This window comes from Pseudomonas sp. JDS08PS003 (assembly GCF_045013505.1).
GTDB classification, from domain to species: Bacteria; Pseudomonadota; Gammaproteobacteria; order Pseudomonadales; family Pseudomonadaceae; genus Aquipseudomonas; species Aquipseudomonas protegens_B.
Window position 1 is genome coordinate 3191682 of sequence record NZ_CP120724.1, and the last position, 13577, is coordinate 3205258.

General features: G+C 64.7%; 10 protein-coding genes. 5 read left to right on the top strand and 5 right to left on the bottom strand.

Translation table 11 applies throughout. The features are described 5' to 3' along the window. The first annotated feature begins 112 nt into the window (after positions 1-112). The 5 genes from P7C00_RS14720 (at position 113) to P7C00_RS14740 (ending at position 5954) form a co-directional block, all read left to right on the top strand. A complete protein-coding gene (locus P7C00_RS14720; protein ID WP_402888557.1) occupies positions 113-811 on the top strand; it encodes an AzlC family ABC transporter permease in 699 nt (232 codons plus the stop codon). Next, on the top strand, positions 811-1122 hold the full coding sequence (locus tag P7C00_RS14725; RefSeq protein ID WP_346633056.1) for an AzlD domain-containing protein: 312 nt from the start codon (positions 811-813) through the stop codon (positions 1120-1122). Before P7C00_RS14720 ends, P7C00_RS14725 begins: the two co-directional genes overlap by 1 nt. Before the next feature lie 67 nt (positions 1123-1189). After that, positions 1190-2179: an SMI1/KNR4 family protein gene (locus tag P7C00_RS14730; protein ID WP_404939665.1), complete on the top strand. Its 990-nt coding sequence runs from the start codon at positions 1190-1192 to the stop codon at positions 2177-2179. Further along, on the top strand, positions 2176-3135 hold the full coding sequence (nudK, locus tag P7C00_RS14735) for a GDP-mannose pyrophosphatase NudK (RefSeq protein ID WP_346632741.1): 960 nt from the start codon (positions 2176-2178) through the stop codon (positions 3133-3135). The genes P7C00_RS14730 and nudK overlap by 4 nt, the downstream gene beginning before the upstream one ends. A 248-nt stretch (positions 3136-3383) precedes the next feature. Beyond that, positions 3384-5954, top strand: coding sequence for an EAL domain-containing protein (locus tag P7C00_RS14740; protein ID WP_404939667.1), 2571 nt, complete (start codon positions 3384-3386; stop codon positions 5952-5954). A 9-nt stretch (positions 5955-5963) separates the two neighbouring features. Here the strand turns inward: P7C00_RS14740 and P7C00_RS14745 are convergent, their stop codons facing one another. The 5 genes from P7C00_RS14745 to P7C00_RS14765 are packed head-to-tail and all read right to left on the bottom strand — an operon-like array spanning position 5964 to position 13548. Continuing rightward, positions 5964-7376 carry a DUF2252 domain-containing protein gene (locus P7C00_RS14745; protein ID WP_346632743.1) on the bottom strand — a complete coding sequence of 471 codons (1413 nt, stop codon included), beginning with the start codon at positions 7374-7376 and terminating at the stop codon, positions 5964-5966. A 47-nt stretch (positions 7377-7423) separates the two neighbouring features. Then, on the bottom strand, positions 7424-8839 hold the full coding sequence (locus P7C00_RS14750; protein WP_346633057.1) for an ATP-binding protein: 1416 nt from the start codon (positions 8837-8839) through the stop codon (positions 7424-7426). After that, positions 8839-10644, bottom strand: a complete 1806-nt coding sequence (locus P7C00_RS14755; RefSeq protein WP_346632744.1) for a DAHL domain-containing protein — start codon at positions 10642-10644, stop codon at positions 8839-8841. The genes P7C00_RS14750 and P7C00_RS14755 overlap by 1 nt, the downstream gene beginning before the upstream one ends. Then, positions 10641-11636 (bottom strand): cytochrome c peroxidase, encoded by a 996-nt coding sequence (locus P7C00_RS14760; protein WP_346632745.1) that lies wholly within the window; start codon positions 11634-11636, stop codon positions 10641-10643. Before P7C00_RS14760 ends, P7C00_RS14755 begins: the two co-directional genes overlap by 4 nt. Beyond that, a complete protein-coding gene (locus P7C00_RS14765) occupies positions 11626-13548 on the bottom strand; it encodes a putative bifunctional diguanylate cyclase/phosphodiesterase (protein WP_404939669.1) in 1923 nt (640 codons plus the stop codon). The genes P7C00_RS14760 and P7C00_RS14765 overlap by 11 nt, the downstream gene beginning before the upstream one ends. Between the last annotated feature and the right edge of the window lie 29 nt (positions 13549-13577).

The following is a 13577-nucleotide window of genomic DNA, read 5'->3' on the forward strand; positions in this document are numbered from 1 at the left end:
TCCCGTAGGAGCCAGCTCCTGCACGGGGCGGTGGGCAATTGCGCAAGATCGTTCAAGCCAGGGGCGCCGGCAGATGGCACAGTCAGCGTCCGTTATCTGTGTGCAGGGTTTTATGTCCAGCGTTCTCTTACCCCGTGCCGCCTTTATTCGCGGCGCCATCGCCATCATGCCGCTGTCCCTGGCCACCGCGCCCTGGGGACTGCTGGCCGGTTCCATGGCCATCGAGGCCAATCTCACCCCGTTGCAGGGCCAGGGGCTGTCGAGCATCGTCTTCGCCGGTGCCGCGCAACTGGTGGCCATCGGCATGCTCAAGGGCGGGGCGGGGATCTTCTCGATCCTCTTGACCACCTTGCTGCTCACGTCCCAGCACCTGCTCTACGGCATGAGCATGCGCTCGGTGATTTCCCCGTTGCCGGGTCGCTGGCGAGTGGGCCTGGGCTTCTTGCTCACCGACGAGCTGTTCGCCCTGACCAGTGCCCACGACAAGCAGCAGTTCGACCGCTGGTACGCCCTGGGGGTGGGCCTGACCTTCTACGTGGCCTGGAACCTGTTCACCTTGCTGGGCATCGTGCTGGGCAAGAGCATTCCTGGCCTGGAACACCTGGGCCTGGACTTTTCCATCGCCGCCACCTTCATCGCCCTGATCACACCGCTGGTGCGCAATGTGCCCACCGTGGTCTGCGTCGCGGTGTCGTTGTTCTGCTCGGTGCTGTTCAGTTACTGGCAGTGGGGCTCGGCGCTGGTGCTGTCGGGCCTGGCGGGGATGGCCGCGGGTTTTGTCTGCAACAAACTGTATCGGGGGCAAGCATGATGGTCTGGGCAGTCATCTTCGGCATGGGCCTGTTGGTCTTTCTCAATCGCTACGTGTTTCTCGAGCCGCGCCTGCCGCTGCGCCTGAGCAGTAACGCCCGGCAGTTCCTCGGTTTCGCGGTGCCGGGCATGCTCACCGCGATCTGCGGGCCGATCGTGTTCATGCCCGATCACCAGTTGAACCTGCACTGGGACAACCCCTACCTGCTGAGTTCGCTGGTGGCCATTGCGCTGGTGATCTACACCCGCAATACCCTGGTCAGCATGCTGCTGAGCATGGGCTTCTTTTTTCTTCTGCGCTGGTGGCTGTGACGGGAGATTGCGGTAGCCTGGGTCGCTTTCGGCCCAGGCCGACTTTCAACCGCAACGGATGCATCGGATGAGCAACTTTCCCCACGATATCGACCTGGACACGTTCTGGGACCGGGCCACCAGCAGCAAGATCAACCAGCCAGCCGCCAGCCCCGCAGTGATCGCCGAGCTACAGGCGCAACTGGGCTATCGCCTGCCACAGTCCTATGTGGCCTTCATGAATCGCTACAACGGTGGCCGCCCGCACCTCAGCTGTTTTCCCACGGAGCAGGGTACTTCCTGGGCCGAGGACCACTGCGCGATCGACAGCTTCCTGAGCATCGGCTGCGACGGTGACTACTCCCTGGGCGGTGGCCTGGGCAGCCGCTTCATGATCGAGGAATGGGGCTACCCGGACTTGGGGGTGTACATCTGCGATTGCCCGTCCGCCGGGCATGACATGATCGCCCTGGACTACCGCGAGTGCGGCCCCGAGGGTGAACCCCGGGTGGTGCACGTGGACCAGGAGGGCGACTACGAGGTGACTGTCCTGGCGCCGAACTTCGAGGCCTTTGTCCGCGGCTTGGTGTCCTGGGAGGTGTATGACACCTCCGAGCAGGATTACCTCGACGACCTGGACACGGTGGCCAGCGCGCCGTTCTCGCCGCTGCTGAAGGAGCTGCTTGAGCACTTCCCGGACGTGCCTGACCTGGGGCCGCTGATCCGCCAGATCGCCCTGCGCATCGTCCAGGACAAGCGCTACTTTGCGTTGCACGCCGACCCGCTGTCGCACCTGCTGTACGACCTGCAGTTCTGGCTGTACCAGAACCGCCACCCGGTGCCCAACAAAGAGGCCTACCTGGAGGTCTATCAGGACATGATCGCCTTCGCCAAGGGCTTCGGCACTGGCGGCTACGCCCCGGATTTTATCCGCGACTGGTTTCGCGCGCGCCTGGCGGACGGTCATATACGCCAGGCGGCGGGCGGGTTTGCCCTGACCCCGGCCTACCGCGCGCAGTTGCTGGAACAATTGTCGGGGTTTCGCCCCGCCGGCCCACACACTCAGGAGCAGCCATGAGCGAGGAAAAGATCCGCATCACCGCCGAAAAGACCCTCTCCGACAACTGGTACGTGCTGAAGAAATACAGCTTCGAACTGCGCCGCCGCGATGGCAGCTGGCAGGCCCAGGAGCGCGAGGTCTATGACCGCGGTAATGGCGCGACGATCCTGCTGTACAACCTGGAGCGGCGCACGGTGCTGCTGACCCGGCAGTTCCGCATGCCGGCGTTCGTCAACGACCACAGCGGCTACCTGATCGAGACCGCCGCCGGCCTGTTGGACAACGCCAGCCCGGAGGTGCGCATCCGTCAGGAAGCGCAAGAGGAAACCGGTTGCCGGGTGGGCGAGGTGCAGAAGGTCTTCGACGCCTTCATGAGTCCGGGCTCGGTGACCGAACGGGTGCATTTCTTCATCGGCCATTACCAGGCGCAAGACCGCATCGATGAAGGTGGCGGCCTGGAGCACGAAGGCGAGGACATCGAGGTCCTGGAACTGGATATCGACCAGGCCCTGGGTATGATCGACAGCGGCGAAATCGCCGACGGCAAGACCATCATGCTCCTGCAGTACCTGCAGCTGCATGTGCTCAAGCCCCGCAGCCTGATGGTGCTGGTGGCCGGTCCTTACCGCTCCGGCACCGGCGACGACCCGGCGCTGCTGGCGCGCAATGTCGAGGCCATGGAACGCTGCGCCGCCCAGGTGCTGGCGGCAGGGCATTTCCCGGTGCTGGGGGAGTGGGTGGCATTGCCCATGACCCGGCTGGCGGGGTCCCAGGCGGTGGGCGATGAGGTCTACAACGCGCAGTTCCACGCCTATGCCGAACGCCTGCTGGAACGCTGCGATGCGGTACTGCGCATTGGCGGGGCCTCGGCGGGCTGCGATGCGATGGTGCAGATCGGCCAGCGACTGGGCCTGAGCATCTATCACCGGGTGGAGCAATTGCCGCCTGTGACGCCAAGCGCGCTCCGGGACTGATCCCGGCCGCGATTGGGGGGCGCGGGTGGTCGGATCGCTCGCTCGCGGTGGCCGTCAGCGCCAGCACGGCACCTGCTCCCAATCTCTCACCCATCCCCCTCAATACACCCGCAGCCCTCCGGCACCGGGCTTTTTCAGGCCCGGCGGGAAAATACTGTCTATCGTCAATAGGCAAGCGCGAGCTTCGTCAAGGACTGCGTGGGGCAGGGCCTCATCGGTCAGTTTGTCGCCATGGCGCCTGGAGCAATATGGAAAATCCCGGTCTCGATCCTTCTCAAGGGCGCAGCACCTCCAATCAGGCGCTGACCCGTGCCACCCTGCTGGGATGCTCGGGGCTGCTGCTGGCGCTGTTCCTCTTCACCGGCGTGCTGCTGGTATACATCGCCCTCGACCAGAACCTTGCCGCCGAACAGCACAACCGTCTGGATATCGACAAGGCACTGCAATCGCTGGACAGCAACGCCCGCACCACGCTCAAGGACTATGCCCTGTGGGGCGACGCCTACCAGCACCTGCACCTGCAGGTCGACCTCGACTGGGCCTTCACCCGGCAGAACTTCGGTCCGACCCTGTACCACGATCTGGGTTTTGACGGCGTGTTCGTGATCAATCCGGCAGGTTTAACCGTGTATTCGCTGGTGGCTGGGCGATTGGAGTCGATGGATGCCCGGGATTGGCTGGGGGAGCAGTTGGCGCCTCTGGTGGACGAGGTGCGCCGGGCGGCCGGCGGCAAGGCCATCAGTCATTACCACTCCATCGCCGGGACGCCGGCGCTGGTGGTCGCCGACCTGTTGAGCCCGGGCAATGACCCGCAAGTGCGCGCCGACAGCGGGCCGCAGTCGGTGCTGATCTTTGTTGCGCGGCTGGACCCGTCGCGGCTGCAGGCCCTGGGCCAGGGGCTGGGCATCGAACAGTTGCAGGTGGCCGGCGCCGGACAGGCCGTTGTACTGCCGTCCCTGACCCTGCCCGATGGCGCCGGAATCCTGCAATGGCAACCGACGCGCCCGGGGCATCAGTTGCTGGTGCTGGTGATGCCGTTGCTGCTGCTGGCGGGCGTGCTGGCGGGCATCATGGCCGGCTTCCTGTTGCGCCGGGCCGGGGCGGCGGCCCGGGTCATGGACGATCAGGTCCAGGCCCTGCGGCTCAGTCGCAGCGCCTTGCAGGCCAGTGAGGAACGCTTTCGCGATGTCGCCGAAGCGGCGTCCGACTGGATCTGGGAGGTGGACCCGCAGTTGCGTTTCACCTACCTGTCCGAGCGTTTCGAGGCGGTCACCGGGCTGCCCCGGGAAGCCGCGCTGGGGCGGCCGATGAATGAGCTGCTGAGCTCCGAGCAGGGGTCACTGCGCAACTGGCTGGCGGCTCCGGAACGGCGCTCCCAGGCAATCGTGCAATGCGCCTACCTGGATGGCCACCGGCAGCCGCGGATCTGTCGCCTTTCGGTGCGGGCCATGGCCGCCGGGGGGTTCCGGGGCACCGCCAGCGACATCACCGAGGAGGTCGCCGCAAGGCGCCGCATCGAGTACCTGTCCCAGCACGATGCCCTCACCGGGCTGGCCAACCGTACGCGCATGCAGGAGTTTCTCGAAGGCAAGCTGTTGGCCCTGCCGACCTTGCAGGAGCCCTTGCTGATGCTCAGCGTCGACCTCGATCGCTTCAAGCCGGTGAACGACTTGCTGGGGCATGCGGCGGGCGATCAGGTGCTGCATGAGGTGTCCCAGCGCCTGGCCCAATGCCTGCGGGGGGAGGATCTGGTGGCCCGGGTCGGGGGCGACGAGTTTGTCCTGGTGGTCCCGGGGCAGGTCGCCCGAACCGAGATCGAAGGCCTGTGCCGGCGCCTGATCGGGCGGATCGAAGAGCCGTTCTACATTGCCGAGCATGAAGTCTTCATCAGCGCCAGCATCGGCATTGCCCGGGCACCGGTTGATGCCAGTCTGGCGGAGGAGCTGCTGCGTTTTGCCGACATCGCCCTGTATGAGGCCAAGGCGGCGGGGCGCAGTACCTGGCGTTTCTATGCCAGCGACATGAATGTGCGGATCATCGAGCGCCGCGGCCTGGAGCGCGACCTGCGTCACGCCATTGAACAGGATCAGTTGCTGTTGCAGTTCCAGCCGCGCTATCGGCTGGCGGACGGGCAACTGGTGGGGGCCGAGGCGGTGGTGCGCTGGCAGCATCCCCAGCGTGGGCTGCTGGGTCCCGAGGTGTTCACGCCGATCGCCGAGGACACCGGGCTGATCCTGCCATTGAGCAACTGGGTGCTGCACGCCGCTTGCCGCGCGGCCCGGGCCTGGCCCGAGCGCCTGCTGCTGGCGGTTAACCTGTCGGCCACCGAGTTCCAGCGCGGGCAACTGGTGGCCAGAATCAGGACCGTGCTTGGCCAGAGCGGACTGACGCCCTCGCGTCTGGTGCTGGAAATGACCGACAAGGCATTGCTGGATGACGGTCGCCAGGTGCTGGAGATCATGCAGGGGCTCAAGTCCCTCGGGGTGCAGCTGCTGATGGACGATTTCGGCAGCGGCTACTCGGCGTTGCAGTACCTGCGGACCTTTCCCCTGGACGGCCTGAAGATCGACAGCAGCCTGGTGGCGGGACTGGGCGGCAATCAGGCCGGGCGCTCGATCGTCCAGGCCATCGTCGACCTGGGGCATGCCCTGAATCTGAAGGTGATTGCCGAAGGCGTGGAAACCCCGGAGCAAATCAAGGCGCTGCATGACATTCAGTGCGATGAGGCCCAGGGGCCGCACCTGAGTCCGCCCCTGGACAGCGACGCCTGGGTGAAGCTCTGCGCCGAACAGTCCCAGGCCAGCCGTTCCATTACCTGAGGCCGGGTTTCAGGGCAGATGGTCGGCGGCGAAATCCGCCTCCGAGCGGGCCTGCAAGCGTCCCTTGCGGCAGGCCTGCTGGAAGCGCTCGAAGTCCCGTTCGTTCTGCGTGGCATAGGCCTGGGCGTAGTGCCACAGCGCCTCGGCCAGGGTCTGGCTCTTGCCGATGTAGCCGCTGATCAGTGCCGCTTGCCCCGAGGCCTTGGCGTGGGCCCGGGCCAGGGCCCGGCCACAGATCCGCGCGTAGGCGGCGAAGGTTTCGGCGTCGAAGGTTTCCAGCTCTGCCGACACTTTCATGTCCCGCAGTTGGCGCACATAGAAATGGCGGCCGTTGGGGCCGGTGGTCCAGCCCAGGAACAGGTCGCTGGCGGACTGCATCAGGCGCTGGCCTTCCACCACCCGCTGGCCGTTGTGCCGCGGTCGCGAGCGCACCCGCACATAGTCGGCAAGCACCGAGCGGCGGGCTTCCTTGAACTGCAGGAACAGCGGTCGCTGCTGGTTGTCGGTGAGCAGCGCCACCAGGCAGCGGGTGCCGACGCTGCCCACGCCCACCACTTTGAAGGCCAGGTCGCAGGGGGTGAAGCGCGCCAGCAGGTTACGCCGGTCGGCCTGCAAGGTGCCGCGATAGTCGGCCATGAAGGTGTCGTACAGCGGTCGCCAGTCTTCCAGGCGCATCCAGTCGTCGTCCGGGTCCAGCAGGCTGGTGGTGTTGTGCAGGTGGAAGATCTCCGGCAGATCGTCACGGATCAGCAAGCGCCCCTGGGCATCGCGTTCGCTGATCTTGGGCAGCAGATGGGCGTGGGTACGGCGCTCGGCCTTGTCCATGGCCCGTTGCACGTGCTCCAGGGTGGCGCTGTTGGCCCGGGCCTGATGCAGCAGGTCTTCGTAGGTCAGGGCGTCGTACCAGATCTCCAGGGCGCTTTGCTCGGCGCAGGTGGCCATGCTCCGTTGATAGGCCCCCACCAGCTCGCGACAGACGCTTTCCTCCACCGCTGCACCATGGCGCAGGTCCCGGGCGGCAATCAGGAAACTGGCCACCAGGCGCTTCAGGTCCCATTCCCAGGGGCCGGGGTGGACCTCGTCGAAGTCGTTGACGCTGAATAGCAGATTGCGCTCCGGCGTGGCGAAGCCGCCGAAGTTCATCAGGTGGCAGTCGCCGCAGATGGTCGAGCGCAGGCCCATGTCCGGGGTGGTGGCCAGGTCATGGGCCTGGAGCAGAGCGTTGCCGCGATAGAAAGTGAAGGGCGACACCAGCATACGGCCGTAGCGCAGCGCCACCAGGGACTGGACCCGGCCCTGGCTCGAGGCCTCGATCAGCGGCAGGGGGTCGCGCTTGATCTGGCCGGGGGCGCTGTGGCTGTTGCGGGGGCAGTGCTTGCGTGCGTCCTTGCCCTGTTTGATCGGGTCGTTGGGGCGGCTCATGGCAAGGTCCTGTGGGCGGGTGAGGGAAGGGCGCGGGCGTGCCCGGTTCAGGCCGGGTCCGGTCGATGGGGAGCCTGACGGATCGGCAGCTCCACGCGAAAGGTGCTGCCCACGCCCAACTGGCTGCGGACACTGATCTGTCCGCCGTGTTTCTGGACGATCCCGTAGGACAGCGACAGGCCCAGTCCGGTGCCCTGGCCCACCGGCTTGGTGGTGAAAAAGGGGTCGAAGATCTTCTGCAGGTGCTGCTCGTCGATGCCGCAGCCACTGTCGGTGACTTCCAGCCACACCCGATCGCCTTCCACGCCGTTGCTCAGGGTGATGGTGCCGCGTTCGGGGCCTATGGCCTGGGCGGCATTGACCACCAGGTTCATCACCACCTGATTGAGCTGGGAGGGCAGGCACTCGATCTCTGGCAACGGCTGATAGTGCTTGATCAGGTCGGCCTTGTACTTGAGCTCGTTGGCGACGATGTTCAGGGTCGAGTCGATGCCCTGCTGCAGGTCCGCCATCTGCCATTGCTGGTCACTGTCGACCCGGGAGAAGTTCTTCAGGTCCTTGACGATCTGCTCGACTCGACCGATGCCGTCCTTGGATTCTTTGATCAGCAACGGGATGTCCTCCTGGAGAAAGTCCAGGTCGATGCTTTCCCGCAGGCTTTGCAGGCGCTTGCGCAACTCCGGCGCGGCGATGGCCTCTTCACTCTGGCGATAGGCGGTGAGCATCTGGCCGATCTGCTCCAGGTAACCCGCCAGGCTGCCGAGGTTGGAGGCCACGAAGCCGATGGGGTTGTTGATCTCGTGGGCGACCCCGGCCGCCAGTTGCCCGAGGGAGGCCAGCTTCTCCGATTGCACCAGCTGGTTCTCCAGTTGCTTGCGCTCGTCGATTTCCTGTTGCAGGGCTGCCCCGGTCTGTCTCAGGTCCTCGGTGCGCTGTTCCACCAGTTCCTCCAGATGGTGCATCTGCAACAGCGCGCGGGCGGTCATCTCCCACTTGCTGGTGAGGGTGCTGGCCATCTGCTGGACTTCGATATTGTCGAAGGGCTTCTTCAGGATCAGCAGGCGGTTGTGGCCTTGCAGGCGCTCCAGCAGGTCCTCCCAGGAATAGTCGGAGTAGGCGGTGCACACCACCACTTGCAGGCGTGGGTCCTCTTGCCAGAGGCGCTCGATGGTCTGGGCCCCGTCCCAGCCCTGGGGCATGCGCATGTCGACGAAGGCCAGGGCATAGGGGCGTTGCTGTTCCAGTGCCTGGCAGACTTTGCTCAAGCCTTCCTGGCCGCCGTAGGCCGAGTCCAGTTCAAAGGGCTGTTGCCGGGGCTTGGCCTGGGCGCCGAACAACTGCGCCTCGAGGTCATCCAGGTGGTTGTCGTCCGCCGGGGGCGGGGTGAGGATCTTGCGAAAGTCATCGTGGATCGATGGGGTATCGTCGATCAGCAGAATTCGGCGGTTGCTCAGCTCGTCCATCATTGGCCCTCGGCGCTGATCAGCGGTATGTCCAGGGTAAAGGTCGCTCCCAGTCCCGGTCCGTCACTGTGCACGCTGAGCTGTCCGTTCATTTCCATGGCGGCCAGGGCGCAACTGTGCAGGCCGAAGCCGTGCCCTTCCTTGCGGGTAGTGAAACCGTGGGCAAAGATCCGCGTCAGGTTCTCGGCGGCAATGCCTTCGCCGCGGTCCTGGACCTGAATGCGCAAGGTCCGGTCATCGATCACATGGGCACTCAAGGTCAGGGTCCGGGAGTGCTCGTCGAGATCGGACATGGCGTACTTGGCGTTGCTGATCAGGTTGATCAGGATCAGCAGCATGCGGTGCTTGTCGCCCATGACCGGTGGTACGTCGGTGTAGTCCTTGACCACCGTGACCTGATGCCGGGCCAGGGCGCCGGAGTTCATGCGCAGGGCGTCCTCGATCAGTTCGCTGACCCGCAAGGGCTCGATCAGCCGCGAGGCCCCGGCGTAGGACTGCTGGGTGGCGACGATTTCCTTGATGTGGTCGACACTGCGGCCGAGCTGGGCCAGTTCCTCGCTCATGCCCTGTTGCTCACCGGCGATGGCTTCCACCAGTTGGTTGAGGTAGCCGGGGAGCAACTTGCCCTTTTCGTCTTCACTGAGAAAACGCCCGAGATCGTCCGCGTGCTGGTTGATCAACTGCATCGCCTTGCCCAGACCCTGAGCCCTGCTGGAGCGTAGTGTGCGACTGAGGATCTCGCTGGAGATGTTCACGCTGTTGAGCACGTTGCCGACGTTGTGCAGGACGTTGGTGGCGATTTCCGCCATGCCGGCCTGGCGCGCGGTGTCCAGCAACTCGCTCTGGGCCTCCTTGAGTTCCCGGGTGCGTTCCTCGACCCGCTGCTCCAGGTGTTCATTGGCGCTCTGCAGGGCGGTGTTGACCCGGCGGATGACGGCAAAGCTGCTGATCAGGCGGATGGCCAGATAGAGGATCAACAGCACCAGCAGCACCGAGAATGCCAGCAGGTACTGGTGGGACTTCTGGTCCTGCAGGTCGGACTGGAGTTGGTCGCGGTTGAGCAGGCGGGTGATGTCGTCCAGGCGTTCGGCCACCGGGATCGAGGTGAGCCGCTCCAGCAAGTCATTGACCACCGGCTGCTCGCGCAGGATCACCGAAACGTGGTTGCTGAGGATCTCTACCGGCTCGTGCATGGCCTCGGGCAGGCGTTCCTTGTTGACCGCCAGTTTGTTCAGCCCCACCAGGATGTCCGCGGCCTTGTCGTCGCTGGAGACCTGGGCGAACTCCAGGCTGCTGAGCAGCAGATCGTAGGTGTCGATGGCAATGTTCTGCTGCGCCAGCCGCTCTTGATCATCGAGGCTGGCCAGCCGGCGCTGGATGTCGTCCTCGGCGGTGGGCAGGAACGCCAGGGAATTGCGCAGTACCGAGTTGTGGGATTTGAACCGCTCCACCAGGCCGGCCTTTTCCTGGAAGGCCTCGAGGAACGCCTGATGACTGGCCTGCCAGGCTGCCGGGTCGCTGTGGCCCTGTTGCGAGAGCTGGTCGAAGCGTCGCCACAGCTGGTTGATCTGTTGCACCGGTAGCACCAATGGATCGTAGTCGTGGGTAATGGCAATGCGCGCCTTGAGCACCTCGGTTTCCCATTGGGCGTTCAACTGCTTGATGTGGCCGATCAGGTCCCGGGACAGGGCAAAGTTCGCGGACTGGCCGATCATCGTCTTGAAGTAGAGAAACGCCAGCGCCAGGACCAGGCACAGGGCCACCAGGGTCAGGGCCGTGGAGGGCAAGCGGCGGGGCAGCTTCATAACGGCTTGCCCTGCCATTGTCCGGTGAGGGTCTGGAGAAACTTGACGATCAGGCGGGTGTCCTGGGGGTTGGGGGTACGGCCCAGCTGGTACTTGAACATCACTTCCACCGCCTGCTCCAGGGTCTTTGCCGAGCCGTCATGGAAGTAGGGAGCGGTGACCGCCACATTGCGCAGGCTGGGGACCTTGAACACGTTGCGGTCCTGCTCGTCGCCGGTGATCAGGAAGCGCCCCAGGTCGGCGTCGGTGGGGTTGCCCCGGTCGGCAAAGTAGTCATTCATCACGCCGAATTTCTGGAACATGTTGCCGCCGATATTGACCCCTTGATGGCAGGCGATGCAGCCGTAGTCCTTGAACCGCTGGTAGCCGTACTTTTCTTCCTGGCTGAGGATCTCGGTGTTGCCTTGCAGGTACTGGTCGAAGCGCGAGCCTGCACTGAGCAGCGTCCGTTCATAACTGGCCAGGGCGTCCTGCACGTTGGCCGCAGTGATGGCATCCGGGTATAGCTCGCCGAAGGCCTGGCGGTAGCCGGCGTCGTCGTTCAGGGTGCGTACCAGGTTGGGCCAGTTGTTACCCATTTCGATGGGGCTTTGCACCACGTTGTCGATCTGCGCCTGGAGGGTGTCGACGCGACCGTCCCAGAACTGGCGAAAGTTCAGCGCAGCGTTGAACACGCTAGGAGTGTTGACCCGGGTGAGCTGACCCTTGATGCCCTGGGACTTGTCCAACACGTCGGCCCCGCCCTGTTCCAGCCGATGACAGCTGGCGCAGGAGAGGCTGTTGTCCAGGGACAGGCGCGGTTCGTTGAACAGCCGACGGCCCAACTCCACCCGTTTGGGGTCGAGGTTGGGCACTGTAGGCAGGGGCTTGAGCGGTTCGTCCAGCGGCGCCGGGAAGGCCGGCGGGGCGACACCGAGCAGGGCCCAGAGCAGCAGGCCGAGGAGGCTGTGCAGGCGGCGCCGGTGTGGCGTTGGCGGCTGTTCAGTGGTCATGACCGGTCACCTGGGCCAGGGACGCCTGGGCCCGCAGAAGGAGGGCAAAATCCTCGGCGGGCAGGGCCTTGCTGAAGTAATAGCCCTGGCCTTCCTCGCAGCCCTGTTGCTTGAGGAACGTCAGTTGCTCCAGGGTTTCCAACCCTTCGGCGATGACGTTCAGGTTCAGGTTGCGTCCCAACTGGATAATCGCACTGACCAGGGCGGCGTCCTTGGGTTCGTTGCTCAGGCCCTGGATGAAGGACTGGTCGATCTTCAGCACATCCACCGGGAACTTGCGCAGGTAGCTGAGGCTGGAATAACCGGTGCCGAAATCGTCCACCGCCAGGCTTACCCCCAGGGCTTTGATGGCTTGCAGGGTGGCGAGGGTGGCTTCGACGTTCTGCATCAGCACCCCTTCGGTGATTTCCAGTTCCAGCAGGGTTGGGTCCAGGGCGCTGTCCAGCAGTGCGCCCTGCAACTGCTGGAGCAACTGCGGTTGCCTGAAGTCGCTGGCCGAAAGGTTGACCGACAGGCGGATCGGCACCAGTCCCGCTTGCTGCCAGGTACGGGACTGGCGGGTAGCCTCGCCCAGTACCCACTGGCTGATCCGGTTGATCAGGCCGCTGTCTTCGGCCACAGGAATGAACTGGGCGGGGCTGATCCAGCCCCGTTGCGGGCTGAACCAGCGAATCAGCGCTTCGGCGCCCACCACTTGGCCCGAGGCCAGGTGGATTTTCGGCTGATAATGCAAACACAGCTCCTGGCGCTCCAGGGCCTGGCGAATGCCCGATTCCAGGTGTTGTCGTTCCCGGGCGCGGTGGGTCATGTCTTCGGTAAAGAAACCGTAGCCCCCCGGTGCCTGCTCCTTGCTGTTGCGCATGGCCATCTCGGCCTTCTTGATCAGGCTCAGGGCATCCTGGCCATCTTCGGGGTAGAGGCTGATTCCCAGGCTGGCGGTGACCCGCAGGTCGTGCCCGGCCACATCGTGGGGCTGGCTCACCGTTGCCAGGAATTTTTCCGCGACGCTACGGACCTGGGGCGGTGGCTCCTGATCATGGAGCAGCACCACGAATTCGTCGGAACCGTAGCGGAACACCGAGTCCGATTCCCGCATGCCGTGCTGCAGGCTGTGGGCAATTCTCTTGAGCAGCTCGTCGCCTGCCGGGTAGCCCAGGGCATTGTTGATCCGCTTGAAACGGTCCAGCCCGAGGAACATCACCGCCAGTTGTTGCCCATAACGCCGGGCCCGGGCCATGGCCTGGCCCAGGCGATCGCCGAGCAAGGTGCTGGAGGGCAGACCGGTAAGGGCGTCGTAGTGCAGCAGGTGGGAGACCTTGAGCAGTTCCGCGACCCGCTCCTCGATGGTGCGCTGCAGATCGTCGAGCTTGTGCCGCGCATCCCGGGCCATCTGCCATTTCCAGGTCAGGGCACTGGCCATCTGGCGGATCTCCAGGCTGTCGAAGGGCTTTTTCAGGATCAGCAACTGGTCGCCGAAGGCCAGGCGCTCGGCCATGGTTTCCCACGAATAGTCCGAATAGGCGGTACACAGCGCGATCTGCAGGTCCGGGTCGACCTTCCACAACTGCTCGATGGTTTCCAGGCCATCCCAGCCCGGCGGCATGCGCATGTCGATGAAGGCCATGGCATAGGGCATGTCTCGGGCCAGGGCCGACTCGACCATGGCCAGGGCCTCGCGACCCTGGAACGCCGAATCCAGATTGAACTCCAGGGGGGGGCGGACGTTGACGCTGCCGAACAACTGTTCTTCGGCCCGGCTCAGGGCCAGGCTCTGTGAGGGCATGAGGATCTTGTGGAAGTCTTCGTGAATGGAGAGGCTGTCATCCACAATCAGCACCCGCCGGTTGACGCGCGCAGACGGCGACTCCGAGGGATCTTGCGAACTTGTCTGTGCGTCGCAGCCAGCGTTCATTGACTTTCCCTAGTGTTCTGAGCGTGCGT